We start from the raw sequence: 16,798 nt of genomic DNA, 5'->3' as shown, positions 1-16,798 counted from the left end.
ATGTGATCAGATATCAAATCCAGGCAGAGGATATGCGCACGAGTGGAGTAGGTGGATGAGCGGTCGGAGAGCCACTGCGCTGCGCTGTTACGGCCCCGGCGAGCAGCTGAAGGCCGAAGAGGTCGAACTGCCGGTGGGGGCCGGCGAGACGCTGGTCGAGATGCGGTACGCCTCGGTGACCCAGCTGGACCGCACGGTGCTCGCGGGCAAGCTGGCACAGCAACAGCTGCAGCCGCCGTTCACGCCTGGGTCGGAAGGCTCCGGCGTGGTGCTCAGCTCGGAGCGGTTCCCGGTCGGTACCAGGGTGGTGATCCGGGGCGGGGGCGTCGGGGTCTCCCGGCCTGGCACCTGGGGCGAGCTGGCCGTCGTACCGGACACTTCCGTGCATCCGCTGCCCGACGGCATGGAGCTGGCCGCCGCCGTGGCGATGCTCGCGCCCGCGCTGACCGCCCATACCGCGGTGCGGCGGGTCGGGCAGATCGTCGAGGCCGAGACCGTCGTGGTCACCGGGATCACCGGGTTGGTCGGCCGGCTGTGTGCGGCAGTGGCGCGCTCTGCCGGGGCCATGAAGGTGATCGGCCTGGCGCGCGCCGGGGAGCCGGTGGACTCGATCGAGGGTCTGGTCGACCAGATCGTCCGGGTGGACGAGCTGGGCCAGGTCGGTCGCGAGCTGCCGTGGTGCAACGCGGCGATCGACACCGTGGGCGGTCCCGTCACCAGCGGCGTGATGAGCCACATCACCCCGGGCGGACGGCTCGTTGCCCTCGGCTTCACGGCCGGCGAGTTCGCCACCCTCGACCTGCACCAGCTGATCGGCCGCGACCTGCGGGTGCTGCCGGTGAACATGCAGCGCACCACGATCGAGCCGGGCACCGTCGCGCAGGTACTGGCCGACATCACGCCGGCGCAGATCCGGCCGGAGATGGAGGTGGTGCCGGCCCTGCATGCCGAGGACGCCCTGGATCTGCTCGTCAGCGGTCCGGCCGACCGGCGGGTGCTGCTGGACGTGAGCAGGTTCGCGTGACGCGGCTTGGGGGGTTCGGGTGCTTCGGGTGACGCGGTGTTGGGCAATCTGTTGTCGGAGTGCCGCAGATCGCCAACTCCCCGCTACGGTTACCTCGCAGACACCGGACTGCCGCGGCCGCTCCAGTACGTGCGCACCGTGATGGAGAGAGGTAACCCACACCCCATGACCCGACGACTCGAGCTCACGCCCGGGGGACCGAGCGGCCGGCGCACGCTGGCGGAGGAAGCCGCCGCCGAACTGCACGAGCTCATCCTGTCCGGCGAGCTCCCGAGCGGTACGGCGCTGCGGCTGGAGGAGCTCGCCAAGCGGCTGGACATGAGCCAGATGCCGATCCGCGAGGGACTCCGCCGGATGCAGGCGCTCGGGCTGGTCGAGATCGTGCCGCACAAGGGCGCCTGGGTGCGCGAGCTGTCGATGGAGGACCTGCGCGACACGCACGAAACCCGGCTCGCGCTGGAGACCCTCGCGGTCCGGGCCGCCGCGACCCGCTTCAGCGACGCCGACGCGACCCTGGCCCGGGCCGCCCTGGCCGAGCACGTCCGGCTGTCCAAGGTGGGCGACATCATCGCCTCCCGGCAGGCGCACACCGAGTTCCACTTCGCGATCTACCGGGCCGGCGGGTCCCGCTGGCTCCCGCGCGCGATCGAGCCCGTCTGGCAGAACAGCGAGCGCTACCGCTTCGGCTCCCGCCAGACGAAGGCCCGCATCGAGCAGACCCGCCGCGAACACCAGGCGATCCTCGACGCCTGCCTGGCCCACGACGAACCAGGCGCCGAAGCGGCCCTCCGCGAACACCTGGAAGGCGCCATGCAACGCATCACCGAAACCATGGCCCGCCGCTACACCAAGGACTGACTCGTACTCCGGCCTTCGCGGCAGCCCGCAATGATTGAGCAGCTGGTGCGGGAGTCTGTTCGGTTGGAGTCCTACGTCGTAGGTCGGTCAGGGTTGCCGAGTAGGTCCACGGAGTGAGGCTGCCGATTGGCGGTCCCCGACTCGATCTCGGGTTGTTCGAGCAGCAGACGGATGAGCGAGGGCTCGGCGGCTACCACGAACGAGCCGAGGTTCTTGAACAGGTTGACTTCCTTCACCTCAGACTTACCCTCGCGTTGGATCCGCTGGAGGACCTGGCTGGTGAGCCGCTCGGTCTCGGCTGGAGTGAGTGCGGCGCCCTCCGGGCGCCGCAGGATGAACATCGCCTCGACTGGCTCGGCAGTTGCGGCGACCTTGTCGAGCTGGCGGAGCAGTTCTGGGTCGGCTCGAGCGTCGGATTGATCCTTCTTCTCGGCCATCGGGGGCCTACCTTCACTAGGAACGCCTGCCGCTCCTATGGTACCGACCAGCCATGCTGCGGACGTCTCGCTCAGGGTGCGAGGATCTTGAGCGCGAGCGGTCCGTTCGGTAAGCCGCGCCCGACCCGATCCGGTGATTGTCCTGGCTCGAGGCCGCACGACATGAGCAGTGCGTTCTCCAGCTCGTCAACAGTGGCGGACGGCTTCGCCTCCAACAGGAGAGCGGCGAGGCCGGCCACATGGGGAGTCGCCATCGACGTCCCGTTCATCGATTGGAATCCACCCTTGGGCTTGGCGGAGATGACTCCGACTCCTGGGGCTGCCAGATCTGGCACCGACGCGTCGTCGGCTCGGTCGAATCGTTGACTGGACGAAGACCACGCGACCTCACCGGATCGGTCCACCGCGCCAACCGAGAGCGCTTCCGGGTAGTTCCCGGGAGAGCGGCTCGTGCCGGGCCCCTCGTTGCCTATGGCGAACACCGGAAGGACCCCTTGTAGTCGGAGGATCCTGGTGAGGACCTGGAAGTCGTCCCACCACCCTCTCAGGCCCAGAGACATGCTGAGCACCCGCGCACCCTGACCGATCGCCCAGTCCATGCCGGCGACGATGCGTGCCACCACCTGTCCGCCTTCGATGACGATCGCGCTCGCCAACTTAGCGCCGGGCGCAACACCGAAGTTGCGCCCATCGACTGGCCGGCCGGCGATGGTTCCGGCAGTATGCGTGCCGTGGTCGGCAGTGTCGAACGGTTGCGGATCCGGCACCACCTGCCGCCCGAGGAGATCGAACTGGGCGAAACTGCCGATGGCCGACCGCAGGCCGGGATGTGTTCCGTCGACCCCGGTGTCGAGATGCGCAACCTGCACGCCTTTGCCGGTAAGCCCCTCGGCCCAGAGGTCGGGCACACCCAAGGCCCCCAGACCCCATGTCCGCGTTGATCGGAGGCCGGCGCCCCGCACCTGGGTAGGACGGATCAGTCCGATGCGTGGTGTGCCAACGACGTCGGCGACCTGGTCGTCCGCACGCAGCGCGGCGAGCCCCTCGGTGTTCACTGTGCCGATCGCCACACCGAGGTTGGGGTAGTAACGCACGGGTGGCAAGGGCTCGAGCTCGGGCAGGAACCCCTGGAGAACGGCAGGGCGATGTTCCAGCGATGCTGCCGCTGCAAGTGTGTCTTCCGCGCGTTTGCGTGATCGGCTCGATATCGCCTTGCGGGCGGGCGCTCGGGCGGCCGTTGCACGATCCTGTGCGGCGACCGCGATGGCGCTCTCCTGGCTGAGCTCCGAATGGGTGAAGTACCTGGACAGGTCGTTCGCGCTGGCCGCGGCGGCGGCTGCGCCGGCTGGTGCCTTCAACACGACGATGACCGAGGCCACCCCGCTGGCCTCGAGGTCCTGATCGATGACAGTGGACATGATTCCCCCTTGATGCTCGCGCTCGTCAGACAAGTCGGATCTGTAGCCGATCGCAGCGCGAGCCTTTCCACGATACTGCGAAATACGTGAGATGTCGTCGCGCTGTCGGCTGAACCAATTGAGGCGCCACCGCGTCTGAATAACACCACCTCTTCGGCGAGGCTATTCAAACCTGCTCGGCCCTTGGCAAACGAGTTTGTGCATCTTGCCAACGCCAGATGGTGCATATGTTTGATGAGGCCGATGTACCTTCGAGACGCCGCGCTGTTTCCCCGAGGTGCATTCGGAGTGGTGCAGAGAGTAGCGTCACGTACCTGGGCTGAAGGCCTCTGCCATGGCGCTGGCGGTTGCAGATGCGGCGGCGCCGAGGTTGGCGACCGGAAGGGGTGGAGCAGACACGGCGGCCAGATCGAACGGCGCGTCGCTGGACAGTGCTTCGGTCAGCGCGGCCTCGACCTGCTCGGGCCGGAGGTCGCCCGATTTCACCTTCTCGCAGACTTCCGCCGCGGTCCGCAGACCGGCCACCGCCCCTTCCTCTTTGCCTTCCGCTTTCCCTTCGACCCTGCCCTCTACCTTGCCCTCTACCTTGCCGTCGGCCTTGGCCTGTTGGAGCTGGACCTGCACATCGCCGACCTTGACGCTTGCCGGTACGACGCCCGCCAAAGCGAAGATGAGGGTCACCAGGCCGACGGCGAATGCCGACGCGACAGCGATGCCGTCGGACTGCTCGCGCCAGGCGAGCACGCCGCCGTAGCCGAGGACCAGAACGCCGATAGCGCCCGCGGCAATCCGCCAGCGCGTCTCGAGCTCGGCTCCCAATCTCTGCGTCGGTAGTGCATTCGCCGGCAAGCTCGGAGTGGTCGGGACGAGCGTGCTTGCCGGACCTGGCTGGAGGCCTGTGGCGGCCTTTTGCGCGCCGGCTGTCATTTCACTCATGGCTGTGGCTCATCTGCTTCAGTCCCACGGGGACAACTTCGCGTACCCGTACCCGTACGCGTAGGCGTTGTTGACCCTTACCGTGAAAGTCGCGGACAGACAGTTGCTGAAGACTCGTGCGAGAGAAGTCTCCGCGAATGCCTCTGTGTTCTGCTATTGCTCTGGTGAGAGCCCGGGAGAGGGCCGATCCGCGGCCCGTTTCCGCGGATCGTGTCGTATTTGGTGCGCAGCCCCATTTCAGCACCAGCGCCGTTGTCACGCCGTTATCAGTGCATCGCCGACGCCCGCGCCTCCGCCCCGGCGGCCGACCATTGTCGTGAATCGGGGTGGAACAAGGCGCCCATCGGTGCTCAAGGCGTGGCTCTTGCGGGCGGGCAGCGGTCCCCGCCAATATCGCGCACACGGCTTGACAACCGCTCCGACCTGGTCGAAGGTCCATTTGTGGGGTGGCCGTTCGAGTTGTCATGGTGATGCACGGCAATTAATCGATTGATGTTTACCATCAGACGCTTGGACGGGTCTAACGCCGCACGCGGTGGTCTCCAGGGAGGGGGAGGCTGACTTGCGTAGCTCGGGGCAAGAGGTTCGCCTGCGCCTACTTGGCAGTTGGCTTTTGACGGTGAGCGGGGACGGGGGGACTCCTCCTGTCCGCGCGGAGTTCGAGCTGCCAGTTTGGCCGCGGCGACTGGTCGCATTCGTGGCGCTGCACGGACGTTGCTCGCGAACCTTCGTCGCCGGAAGCCTGTGGCCAGACGGGTCTGATCAAGCGGCCACAGATCGACTTCGGGCCCTGCTGTGGCGAGTCCGGCACCGGCATGGTGCGCTCCCGCCGCTGCTGGAGATCAGCGCCGAGTCTCTCGCACTCGCGCGCAACATCGTCGTGGACGTCGACGAGTTCGTGGTCTGCGCAAATCGACTGATTCGGAATTCAGAGGAACCCGACGACGCCGCAGTGGCGAGAGTTCTCGCCGGCGCGGAACTACTTCCCGGCTGGTACGAGGAGTGGACCCTCATCGACCGGGAGCGACTCAGACAGCTACGGCTCGGTGCGCTGGAGGTGCTCGCGAACCGAAGGCTTGCGCAGGCGCGGCACCACGAAGCTCTCCAGGCTGCGCTGGCCGCGACCGCGACCGAGCCTCTCCACGAGAGTGCGCACCGCGCGGTCGCTCGGATCTACATCGACGATGGCAACCTGGTCGAAGCAGTGAGCCACTTCGAGATGTTCGAGGGGATGCTGCGACGTGAGCTCGACTCGCGTCCCAGCGGCAAGTTCGTCGAGATGATGCAGCCCTACCTGCACCACACGGGGGCAGGGCCTCGATAAACTAGCTAGCGCACCTGGACACGGTGGGTGCTCACCACGGAGGTGCCGGTTCCGGTGGTGGCCAGGATCCGCACGGTCAGCTCGTCGGCCGTCACCTCGTCAGCGGGCAGCCTGACGACGGGTTCAGCCAGGCCGACGGCAACTGTGCGCCAGGTCGTGCCGTCGTCGTCGCTGACCTGCACGATGTAACGCTGGCTCGCGGGTGCGTCGGGGGCCTCCCACCGTATCTCGAAATCTCCGGATGGGTCGCCTGGCCCGCCCGCGGCGAGGCCGGGGGCCGCGAGCGAAGTTTCGGTCGGATCGCCGCCGACCAGCTGGCTGTCGACGACCTGGCCGTCAACCACCAGCTCTATGCTCGCTGCATCTGGGACCGGCGGGACATCAACGTCGACGACCCCGGTGACGTCCTCGTCGGGCTCCTCACATGCGCTGCGCCGGAATGCCGCAGGCAGCTCGCGCAGTACCGACGCGCCGGCGTCCAGAACACGGATCAGGATCTGGTGCTCCCCGGCCTCATCGGCGGGCGCGTTCCCGCCGCCGTCTGCCGGAAGGACCGCCGTGATCGCACCGGAACGGTCGGTGAGGTTGAGTGCCGCAATCACCCGCATCGCCGATAACCCTGCTCCCTGACTTCCCGCCATCGCGCCCGCCATCGCGCCCGCCATCGCGCCGCCGAGCTGTGCCCCGGCAGGCAGCGCATCCTCGGCGACAAGGCGCTTGTAGATTGCACTGTAGGTGAACGAGCTCAGCCATTCATCGTCGCAGTACGTCATGACGTCGTGCGAGTGGACCCCGCCCATCAGACGCATCGGCAGGCCGGCTGCCGGATCGCCGATGTCGATGCCGACAAATTCCTCGTCGGCATTGGAGAGCTGCCCTTTCTGGAAGGGGTACGGGTCGTCGCCGTCGAGGGCGCCGCAGAAGTTCACGTGGGACCTGCCGAAGGTGTGCCCGAGCTCGTGGCCTCCGTACCAGTCACCGTACGAGCCGTCGTTGTCCCAGCCGAAGGTGCTGGGTCCTGTCGGTCCGCTGGCCACGGTGTCCGGCTGTGGTGTTTGGGGGATAGCCGACGCGAGGCCCCGCATGAAGAAGCCGCTGTCTGCGACCATCCCGTAGTAGTGCGTCCGAGGGTCGGTGCCTGTGCTGACGTCGATTGCGCGGAGCGCGATCAGCTGGGCGTTGATCTGGGCCGCGTTGAACGGCGGGGTCGGCCTGGCCGTCACTGTCGTGGTGGTCAGGTCGAGGCGCGCGATCGGGTATGCCCGGCGAAGCCACGACCCGATGGACGCGGCGTCGATGGCGGCCGGCTGGTGCGTGACTCGAGGATTGGCCGTGGTGTACCGGATCCGGACCAGCCTCAACCGCAGCGGTGCCGGTTGCCGGAACGTGACGCTGCGCGACGGCACCCCGGCCACAGACGGCAGCGGCGTACCGGTGGCCCGCCGGATGTCGCCCAAGCGCAGCCACATCTGTCCCTGCGACGCGAGGTCGGGCGGGAGCCGGAAGTTCAGGCTGAAGGCCAGGTTCCCGCGGCGCGAGCGGAGCGCGTCCAGGCTATGTCCAGAGCGGGACGGATCCAGCTTTGCCGTGCCGAGCGATGGGACGGAAACCCAGGGCCCTTGCGGCCTGGAGGCGATTCGCAGCTCGCCGCGCACCTCCACCGGCACGTGGGCATATCTGAGGTATACCCGGACGATGGCGGTCTTCTGGGCGACGAGCGGCACCGCGTGGGCGAGGTTCTGTACTTCCTGAGTCACCTCCAGCCCGTCGAGGATGACAACCGGCAGATTATCGACCCCGTTCGGCGGCGGCTGCGCACCGAGGCCCGCGGCCTCGGCCCCGCCGTCGATTTGGTCCAGCACCTCGCCCAGTGCGGCCGCCTCCTCCTCCTCGGAGAGGTCGGTCCGTGGGGCCACCCGGGCGATCGCCTCGTCGACCGTCCGCGCCAGGGCGACCTCTGCCCGAACGGTTCCTGACGTCCGTGCCTTGGGCAGCGCTCGTCCCATGATTCCTCCCCGCCGCGGGGGAGGGTTCCGCTGACCGGCCGTCAACGTCGTCGCCTTCCCCCGCCCAGTCCACACCGCGCCGCGTTATCACCGCGTTGTCACGCTGGTGTCATCGCCAATGGACTACTGCTCAGTCGGCGAGGCGGGCGGGGAAGCCGCCGGTGGCTACTGGGCCCCAGCGTTCGGGGGTGATGCGGATGAGGCACTTGCCCTGCTTGACCATCGCCTCGCGGTACTCGTCCCAGTCGGGGTGCTCGCCGGAGATCGAGCGGAAGTAGTCGACCAGGGGCTCGACCGCGTCGGGGAGTTCGATCACCTCGCCGGCGCCGTCGACCTGTACCCACGGGCCGTTCCAGTCGTCGGACAGGACGACCACGCTGGTCTGCGCGTCCCGCTTCACGTTGGTGCTCTTGGCCCGCTCCGGGTACGACGAGATGACGATCCGGCCCTGCTCGTCGACACCGCCCGACACCGGGGAGGCCTGCGGCGTACCGTCGGCCCGGCGGGTGATCAGCAGCATGTGGTGGCGCGGCCGGACGAATTCCAGCAGCGCTTCGGTGTCGACCTGGGTGTTGGTGGCAATCGTTCTCGGCATACCCCCACTCTCGCAGGTGCCCCGCGCTCAGAGAACGGGCGTCTCGCGCACACCAGGCCAACGCACGCCGTACCGGCTGAGGCGTCTCCTCAGTGGAGGCGCAGGCCGGAGATCAGGAGGGTGACCATGCGGCGGGCGTCGTAGCGGGTGTTGCTGTCTGCGCCGATGCAGAGGTTGCCGACGCCGCGCATCAGTTCGAAGGCCTCCACGTCGGCGCGGATCTCGCCGGCCTTGGCTGCGGCGTCGAGCAGTTCGGCGCACACGGGGACGAGGCGGTCGAGGAAGTAGGCGTGCAGAGTCTGGAATGCGGCATTGTCGGACTGCAGCGCCTCGGCGAGGCCGTGCTTGGTGACCAGGAAGTCGACGAAGAGGTTGATCCAACTCGCGAGGGCGGCGTGCGGTGTGCTGCTGTTCGCCAGCAGGGCCGGACCGGCCTCGGCGCACGCCTCGACCTGGTGCCGGTAGACGGCGACGATGAGATCGGCTCGCGTCGGGAAGTGGCGGTAGATCGTGCCGACGCCGACCCCGGCCTTGGCGGCGATGTCGCGCACGGGCACATCCACGCCGGAGCTGACGAAAGCCGCGGCGGCCGCGTCCAGCAGCGTCTGCTCGTTACGCCGGGCATCGGCCCGCTTCCGCGGGGCTGACGACCCTGACCCGCTGTCGGCTTCGACCACTGCGCCACTACCTCCATCACCACACTTGGCAAACGGAACAACGTTCCGTATGTTGGTTAACGGAACACCGCTCCGCTTGTTCAGGATGCCAGAACAGGGGAGCCGGGACCAATCCCCACCTTTCCCGGAGGAACAGTCATGCAGTACCGCACCTTGGGCCGCACCGGTGTGCAGGTCAGCACCCTCGTGCTCGGCGCGATGAACTTCGGCAGCATCGGACGCACCACCCAGGACGAGGCCACCGCCATGGTCGACGCCGCCCTGGAAGGCGGGATCAACCTCATCGACACCGCCGACATGTACAGCCAGGGCGAGTCGGAGGAGATGGTCGGCAAGGCCATCGCCGGCCGCCGCGACGACATCGTGCTGGCCACGAAGGCGAACATGCCGATGGGCGACGAGCGCAACCATCAAGGCAGCTCTCGCCGCTGGCTGGTCACCGAACTGGACAACAGCCTGCGCCGCCTGGGTGTCGACCATGTTGACCTCTACCAGATCCATCGGTGGGACCCGACCACCAGCGACGAGGAGACGCTGTCGGCGCTGACCGATCTGCAGCGCGCGGGAAAGATCCGCTACTTCGGCTCGTCGACGTTCCCTGCGTATCGCATCGTGCAGGCCGAGTGGGCCGCCCGGGAGAACCACCTGAGTCGGTATGTCACCGAACAGCCCAGCTACTCGATCCTGCAGCGCGGGATCGAGACCCACGTCCTGCCCGTGACCGAGCAGTACGGGCTCGGCGTGCTGGCGTGGAGCCCGTTGGCCTCGGGCTGGCTGTCGGGGGCGATCCGTGAGGGCCAGGAAATCACCACCAGCCGTTCGAGCGTCCTGCCGGAACGCTTCGACCTCGCCATCCCTGCCAACCGGGCCAGGCTCGATGCCGTCGAGCAGCTGGCCAAGGTCGCCGACCAGGCGGGCCTGAGCATGATCCAGCTCGCGCTCGGATTCGTCACCGCGCACCCGGCCGTGACCAGCGCGATCATCGGTCCCCGCACGCTGGACCACCTGCACTCCCAGCTCGCCGCCGCGGACACCGTGCTCACCGCCGACGTGCTCGACGCGATCGACTCGATCGTCGCTCCCGGCGTCGACCTCGCCGCGGACGAGAAGTTCGACACCCCACCCGCCCTGCTCGACGCGTCCCGGCGCCGTCGCTGAACGCTCCTCACTCTGAAGGGACCACGACTCATGCCGCAAACACCCCGGACTCGTTTCGGGATCATGACCGCCCCGATGCAAGTCGACTACCACGACGTACTGCGGGTCTGGCGCGAGGCGGACGCCATCCCGGATATCGAGCATGCGTGGCTGTTCGATCACCTCATGCCGATCGGCGGCGATCTGGGCGGACCGGCGTACGAGGGCTGGACATTGCTCTCGGCCCTTGCCGCGCAGACCGAACGCCTGCGCCTCGGCGTACTCGTGACGAGCAACCGCTTCCGGCCGCCGGCGATGCTGGCCAAGATCGCCGCGACCGTCGACATCGTCTCCGGCGGTCGGCTCGACTTCGGCATCGGCGCAGGCTCACGACCCAGCCACCCGCTGGCCCGGCGTGAGTACGAAGCACACGGGCTGCCCTTCCACGACTCCGCCCACGCCGTGGGAAGCCTCGCCGAAGCGTGCACGGTGATCCGGCGGTTGTGGACCGAGGCCGAACCGTTCGACTTCGATGGCACCTACCTCCACCTCACCGGAGCGTTCGGCAACCCCAAACCCGTCCAGCGCCCCCACCCGCCGATCCTCATCGGCGGTCGCTCGGCCGCCGTACTGCGCGTGGTCGCCGAGCATGCCGACGCGTGGAACATCCCCGGTGGCGACATCGGCGACGTCATCCGCCGCAGTGCACTGCTGGACCGGTACTGCGCCGAGATCGGTCGCGACCCCGCCTCGATCACCCGGTCGATCCACCTGCCGGTCTCCTACGAGGAGCCCAGCTCGACCCGGGAAGCGATCGGCGAAGCGATCGACGCCGGCTTCCAGCACATCGTCCTGGGACTGCCGGCGCCGTATCCCGCCGACGTCGCACAATGGGTCACCGACGAGCTCATCATCAAGTCGGTCTAGTTCGGCCTGGTTCGGCCCGGAAGAATTGACATGAGTCGAACAGGTGTTCGAACATGGGTGGGTGACGGGGACTTCTGCGACTGAGCTGCCTGCGCGTCCGGCTGAGCGGGACCGGGCGAGCGCGGTGGGCCCTGAGCGCGGTCGAGCGAGCGGGATCGACGCTGGGCAGAGCCGGGGTGCGGGAGGTGCTGGGCGCGGACGGGTGACTGCGCTGGATCAGGCGCGGACGTTGCTGGCCCGGGCCAAGGAGCAGAAGGCGGCCCAGCTCCGGGAGGTCGAGCTCGAGGTGGAGGAGACCTCGACCTCAGCTTCAGGTTCAGGCATCGTTCCAGGCTCAGATGCTGCTTCATTCGTGGCGCGGACCGTGCCGGCGCCGCGCACCACCGAGACGCGGGTGCAGCAGGCGCTGGACACGGCGAGCGTCGATCGTGCGCTGCCCACGCTGCCGGCCGTCTCCGACCTCTTGTCCGGTGCCGTACTGCGTGGCGGTTCGGTGTACTCCGTGCGCGGATCCACGGCGCTGGTGATGGCGATGATGGCCGGGCCGTCCGCCGAAGGGGCGTGGTGCGGGGTGGTCGGGATGCCCTCGTTCGGCGCGGAGGCGGCCCAGGGTCTCGGGGTCGATCTCGAGCGGCTGGTGCTGGTGCCCGACCCGGAGCGGGACTGGCTCAGCGTGGTCGCGGCGCTGGTCGACGCGCTGACCGTGGTGGTGGTCCGGCCGCCGGGCGACGTGACATCGGGGGAGGCATCCCGGCTGTCGGCCCGGCTGCGAACACGTGGCGCGATGCTGATCGCGGTCGGCTCCTGGCCGGGCAGCGAGGCCCGGCTGGAGGTGCAGGGCAACAGCTGGACCGGCCTGGGCTTGGGCGAGGGCTATCTCACCGGCAGGCAGGCGACCGTCGCGGTGACGGGCCGGGGGGCCGCCGTGCGTCCGAAGCAGCACCAGCTCTGGCTGCCGGCCATCGACGGCTCCATCCGCTCGGTGGAACCGGCCGAGTCCGCCCGGCCTGGTGAGTCCGAGTGGTTCGGCCTGGGCCTGGGTGCTTCCGCGCGACCCGGTGGCGCCGGGTTCTCGGATGGCGTCGGGGAGCCGGTCGAGGAGGCCGCGCAGTGGGGGGCGGTGGGCTGATGAGCGGGAGTCTCACCCGGACGATGGTGGTCTGGATCCCCGACTGGCCGGTGACCGCGGCGGCCACGGCGGCCGGGCATCCCCCGGACGCGGCGGTCGCAGTACTGGCGAAGGGGCGGGTGCTGGCCAGTTCGGCGGCGGCTCGGGCGGAAGGGGTGCGTCGCGGTCTGCGGGCTCGGGATGCTCAGTCGCGCTGCCCGGAGCTGGTGGTGCTGAAGTACGACCCGGTGATCGACGCCCGCGCCTTCGACCCGGTGATCGGCTGTCTGGAGGCGCTCACACCGGGCATCCAAGTGATCCGGCCCGGGATGTGTGCGCTGAAGGCGCGGGGGCCGAGCCGGTTCTACGGGAGTGAGCCGGCCGCAGCCGAGAAGTTGCTCGACCGGCTCGAGACGTTCGACGTGCCGGGCGGGCGGGTCGGGATCGCCGACGGGCCGTTCGCCGCCGAACAGGCTGCCCGGGCGAGCTCGGCCGGGACCCGGGTGGCGGTGATTCCTGGCGGCGGCTCGGCGGAGTTCCTGGCGCCGTTGACGGTCGACGCCCTCGAACAACCCACCCTCACCGATCTGCTCCGGCGGCTCGGCCTCCGGTCGCTCGGCGCCTTCGCCGCGCTGCATCCGACCGAGGTGCTGACCAGGTTCGGCCCGGACGGCGCGTTCGCGCACCGGCTGGCCCGCGGGGAGGACGACCGCCCGGTGGTCGCCCGGCAGGCATCACCCGAGCTGGCACGGAAGCTCGACTTCGAGCCGCCGGTGGACCGGGTCGACCAGGTCGCGTTCGCGGTCCGCGCGGTCGCCGACGAACTGGTCGGCCAGCTGACCACGCTCGGCCTGGTCTGCACCACGCTGCGGGTCGAGGTCGGCACCGAGTCCGGCCGGGTGCACGAGCGGGAGTGGTTGCACCCGCGCTGGTTCAGCCCGGCCGATCTGGTTGACCGGGTCCGCTGGCAGTTGCAGGGCAGCGGCACGGCCACCAGCGAGCTGACGTCGCCGGTGGTCCGGATCCGGTTGATCCCGGAGCAGGTCGACCCGGTCGGCGCCCACGTCGACGGACTCTGGGGAGGCGGCCCCGACGAGCGGATCCACCGGGCGCTGTCCCGGGTGCAGAGCATGCTCGGCCACGGCGGCGTCGCCTCGGTGGTGATCGGCGGTGGCCGAGGCTTCCTGGAGCGCCAGACCTTGGTCCCGTGGGGCGACCGGCCGGTCCCAGCCAACCCACCGGACATGCCTTGGCCCGGCGCGATCTCCGGTACTGCGAACCGCTGGCCGACCCCCGCGCCCAGCACGGTCTACCCGACACCCCAACCTGCGATGGTCCTCGCCGCGGACGGCCGCCAGGTCACCGTGAGCGCCCGGGGTGTGCTGTCCGGCGAGCCTGCCGCCTTCCGCTTCGAGCCGGCCCCACAGGTTGCCGACAGCAACAAGCTCCATCCGGTCACCGCCTGGGCCGGTCCCTGGCCGGTGGAGGAGCGCTGGTGGGACGAGGAGGCCGAGAACCGCCTGGCCCGCTTCCAACTGGTCGGCGCCGACGGCCGGGCCTGGCTCTTCGCCGTCCGCAACACCCACTGGTGGGCCGAGGCCAGCTATGACTGAACCCAGCTCCCTGCCAGCCCGGCGGCCGGCGCTCGTCCGCAACGTGCCGGAGATCAAAGAGGTGCCGGTGTTCTACGACCTGCCGTTCGAGCGGTTCCTGTCTGTCCGCGGCCCGGGACGAGGAGCCCGACATCGACGTGGACTTCGACTCCGACCGCCGCGAGGAGGTGATCCAGTGGGTCTACAGCAAGTACGGTCGCCGCAACGCCGCCCAGATGGCGAACGTGATCACCTACCGCCCGAAGCTCGCAGTACGGGACATGGCCAAGGCGCTCGGGTTCAGCACCGGGCAGCAGGACGCGTGGTCCAAGCAGGTGGACGCCTGGGGCGCGGTCCGCAGCAGCGCCGACCATGACATCCCGCCGCCGGTGGTGAAGCTGGCCGAGGAGTTGCTGAAGTTCCCGCGGCACCTCGGCATCCACTCCGGCGGCATGGTGCTCACCGACATCCCGGTCGGGCACGTGGTGCCGATCGAGCACGCCCGGATGGAGAACCGGACCGTGCTGCAGTGGGACAAGGACGACTGCGCCTGGATGGGGCTGGTCAAGTTCGACCTGCTCGGCCTCGGCATGCTCGCGGCGCTGCAGTACGCGATGGACCTGGTCCGCGAACATCTCGGCGAGGACTGGAACCTGGACACGATCCCGAAGGAGGAGCCGGGCGTCTACGACCAGCTCGGCAAGGCGGACTCGGTCGGCGTGTTCCAGGTGGAGAGCCGGGCCCAGATGAGCACGCTGCCACGGTTGCGGCCGCGCAGTTTCTACGACCTGGCGATCGAGGTGGCGCTGATCCGGCCCGGGCCGATCCAGGGCGGCGCGGTGCATCCGTTCATCCGCCGGAAGCTGGGGGAGGAGCCGGTCACCTACCTGCACCCCGCGCTGGAGCCGGTACTGAAGCGGACCCTGGGCGTGCCGTTGTTCCAGGAGCAGCTGATGCAGATCGCGATGAAGGTCGGCGGCTGCACCGGCGAGGACGCGGACCTGCTCCGCCGCGCGATGGGCTCCAAACGCGGCGTCGAGAAGATCTCCTCCCTGAAGACCAAGCTGTACGACGGGATCGCGGCGAACGGGACCGGCGACACGGCGGACCTGATCTACGAGAGGATCGAGGCGTTCGCGAACTTCGGTTTCGCCGAGTCCCACTCGATCAGCTTCGCCCTGCTCGTCTACGCCAGCACCTGGCTCCGCCTGCACTACCCGGCCGCCTTCCTCGCGGCCCTCCTCCGAGCCCAGCCGATGGGCTTCTACTCCCCGCAGTCCCTGGTAGCCGACGCCCGCCGCCACGGCGTCCAGGTCCACCGCCCCGACATCCAGACCTCCGGCATCCACGCCACCCTCGAACCCCTCGACCCCGAGCACCCCCGCACCCTCGAACACCCCGCGGAGCCTGCGAGCGAAGGCGGGCCCGACCCAGCTCCCACCCCCGACCCAGCTCCCACCCCCGACCCAGCTCCCACCGCCGACCCAGCTCCCACCGCCGACCCAGCTCCTGCGCCCATCCCGGGCCCTGGGTCTGCTCTGCGGGTTGTTGCTACTGGCAACGAGGAGTGTTTGCGGGTGGAGCAGCCGGCGGTGGGGGAGTTCGATCCGGAGCAGCCGTTCGACTCGGATCTGCATCGGCGGGACGGGCGATTGGTGGTGCGGCTGGGGCTGGCCGGGGTGAAGTCGATCGGGCTGCCCGCGGCGACCACCATCGTGGAGGAGCGGGAGAAGAACGGCCCGTACGCGGACATGTCCGACCTGGTCCGCCGGACGGGGCTGACCGCAGTACAGGTGGAGGCTCTGGCGACGGCGGGGGCGTTCGACTCGTTCGGTTTGTCCCGGCGGCAGGCGCTGTGGAACGCGGGTCGTGCCGCAGAGGAACGCCCGGGGCACCTGTCAGGCGTGAGCAGTTCGGGACCGCCGCCGATGCTGCCGGGGATGACCGGGATGGAGACGACAATGGCCGACCTGTGGGCCACCGGGATCTCGCCGGACGACCACCCGATCCGGCACGTCCGGGCCGCCTTGGACGAGCGCGGCATCCTCCGCGCGAACCAGTTGTCCACCGCCGACGACGGCACCCGCGTCCTGGTCGGGGGAGTCGTGACGCACCGCCAGCGCCCCGCGACCGCGGCCGGCGTCACCTTCCTCAACCTGGAGGACGAGACCGGCATGATCAACGTCATCTGCTCGTCGGGCGTCTGGAACCGCCACCGCCGCATCGCCCGCGAGTCCAGCGCCATGATCATCCGCGGCCGCCTGGAACGCTCCTCCGGAGTCACCAACCTCGTCGCCGACAAACTCGAACGCCTCCCTCTGGCCGCCAGAACCATCTCCCGAGACTTCCGCTGAACCACAGGGTTCAGCTGAAGGCGGTCCGCGATCCGCGGTGCGCAGCGGCTGAAGCACCCCTTCGTACTGCACACCGCAAGGACGACGGCGTACTCGCCTTGACCGGCGAGCCCGGGCGGTCGAGGGGCTGGCTGGGAGAGATCGATGGTCTCGACGCTGCGATTGTTGCGTGAGAAGCAGGCAGCCGCCGGCAAGCTGTCGCGCGATCGCACCGTGCAACTCGGGAGTCCTCGTATACGGAGCTGACGCCTCTGAAGCGCGGTAATCGCGGGTCCGGGACCCAGTCACTGACCCGCGGGCTTGCCCCGGTGTAGAGCGGCTGTGTCGCCGACGGACGCTCACAAGGGACACAGCGTTCGGCAAACCTGCTGGTCGCGCTAGACGTGCGGCGGGTGGCGGCGCCCT

Annotated in this window: 13 protein-coding genes and 1 pseudogene; 8 read left to right on the top strand and 6 right to left on the bottom strand. The window is 69.1% G+C overall.

Features of this window, described 5'->3' with window-relative positions; all coding sequences use genetic code 11:
- Window positions 1-55: 55 nt before the first annotated feature.
- A complete protein-coding gene (locus EV644_RS05400; RefSeq protein WP_132188265.1) occupies window positions 56-1,024 on the top strand; it encodes a quinone oxidoreductase family protein in 969 nt (322 codons plus the stop codon).
- Between the two features lie 165 nt (window positions 1,025-1,189).
- On the top strand, window positions 1,190-1,882 hold the full coding sequence (locus EV644_RS05395) for a GntR family transcriptional regulator (RefSeq protein WP_132188266.1): 693 nt from the start codon (window positions 1,190-1,192) through the stop codon (window positions 1,880-1,882).
- A gap of 71 nt (window positions 1,883-1,953) precedes the next feature.
- On the opposite strand, the gene EV644_RS05390 is transcribed toward EV644_RS05395, so the two are convergent.
- The 3 genes from EV644_RS05390 to EV644_RS05380 all read right to left on the bottom strand — a co-directional run bounded on the left by EV644_RS05390 (window position 1,954) and on the right by EV644_RS05380 (window position 4,673).
- Complete coding sequence (locus tag EV644_RS05390) at window positions 1,954-2,319, bottom strand: hypothetical protein (RefSeq protein ID WP_132188267.1); 366 nt, start codon at window positions 2,317-2,319, stop codon at window positions 1,954-1,956.
- 71 nt (window positions 2,320-2,390) lie between these two features.
- The gene (locus EV644_RS05385) at window positions 2,391-3,770 is read right to left on the bottom strand and encodes a S8 family serine peptidase (protein WP_132188268.1); all 1,380 of its coding nucleotides are present in this window, start codon (window positions 3,768-3,770) and stop codon (window positions 2,391-2,393) included.
- 273 nt (window positions 3,771-4,043) lie between these two features.
- Window positions 4,044-4,673, bottom strand: coding sequence for a hypothetical protein (locus EV644_RS05380; RefSeq protein ID WP_132188269.1), 630 nt, complete (start codon window positions 4,671-4,673; stop codon window positions 4,044-4,046).
- A gap of 880 nt (window positions 4,674-5,553) precedes the next feature.
- Here EV644_RS05380 and EV644_RS44395 point away from each other — a divergent pair.
- Window positions 5,554-5,997 (top strand): AfsR/SARP family transcriptional regulator, encoded by a 444-nt coding sequence (locus EV644_RS44395; protein ID WP_158292746.1) that lies wholly within the window; start codon window positions 5,554-5,556, stop codon window positions 5,995-5,997.
- Window positions 5,998-6,002: 5 nt separating this feature from the next.
- Here the strand turns inward: EV644_RS44395 and EV644_RS05370 are convergent, their stop codons facing one another.
- The 3 genes from EV644_RS05370 to EV644_RS05360 form a co-directional block, all read right to left on the bottom strand.
- The gene (locus EV644_RS05370) at window positions 6,003-8,003 is read right to left on the bottom strand and encodes a fibronectin type III domain-containing protein (protein ID WP_132188271.1); all 2,001 of its coding nucleotides are present in this window, start codon (window positions 8,001-8,003) and stop codon (window positions 6,003-6,005) included.
- A 130-nt stretch (window positions 8,004-8,133) separates the two neighbouring features.
- Complete coding sequence (locus EV644_RS05365) at window positions 8,134-8,598, bottom strand: PPOX class F420-dependent oxidoreductase (protein WP_132188272.1); 465 nt, start codon at window positions 8,596-8,598, stop codon at window positions 8,134-8,136.
- A gap of 89 nt (window positions 8,599-8,687) precedes the next feature.
- On the bottom strand, window positions 8,688-9,275 hold the full coding sequence (locus tag EV644_RS05360) for a TetR/AcrR family transcriptional regulator (protein WP_132188273.1): 588 nt from the start codon (window positions 9,273-9,275) through the stop codon (window positions 8,688-8,690).
- A gap of 138 nt (window positions 9,276-9,413) precedes the next feature.
- On the opposite strand from EV644_RS05360, the gene EV644_RS05355 reads away from it, so the two are divergent.
- The 5 genes and pseudogenes from EV644_RS05355 to EV644_RS05335 all read left to right on the top strand — a co-directional run.
- Entirely contained in the window at window positions 9,414-10,433 is a 1,020-nt protein-coding gene (locus EV644_RS05355) for an aldo/keto reductase (protein WP_132188274.1), read from the top strand.
- 63 nt (window positions 10,434-10,496) lie between these two features.
- The gene (locus EV644_RS05350; RefSeq protein ID WP_241998050.1) at window positions 10,497-11,339 is read left to right on the top strand and encodes an LLM class flavin-dependent oxidoreductase; all 843 of its coding nucleotides are present in this window, start codon (window positions 10,497-10,499) and stop codon (window positions 11,337-11,339) included.
- A 202-nt stretch (window positions 11,340-11,541) separates the two neighbouring features.
- A complete protein-coding gene (gene imuA' / locus EV644_RS05345) occupies window positions 11,542-12,468 on the top strand; it encodes a DnaE2-dependent mutagenesis accessory factor ImuA' (protein WP_241998053.1) in 927 nt (308 codons plus the stop codon).
- Window positions 12,468-14,060 (top strand): DNA polymerase Y family protein, encoded by a 1,593-nt coding sequence (locus tag EV644_RS05340; RefSeq protein ID WP_199239662.1) that lies wholly within the window; start codon window positions 12,468-12,470, stop codon window positions 14,058-14,060. Before imuA' ends, EV644_RS05340 begins: the two co-directional genes overlap by 1 nt.
- Window positions 14,061-14,124: 64 nt before the next feature.
- Window positions 14,125-16,393, top strand: a pseudogene (locus EV644_RS05335) (error-prone DNA polymerase); the annotation flags it as partial.
- Window positions 16,394-16,798 lie beyond the last annotated feature (405 nt).

It is taken from the genome of Kribbella orskensis (assembly GCF_004342085.1).
GTDB lineage: Bacteria > Actinomycetota > Actinomycetes > Propionibacteriales > Kribbellaceae > Kribbella > Kribbella orskensis.
Note: the sequence above shows the minus strand (reverse complement) of the source record. Positions and strands in the feature narration are given on the sequence as shown.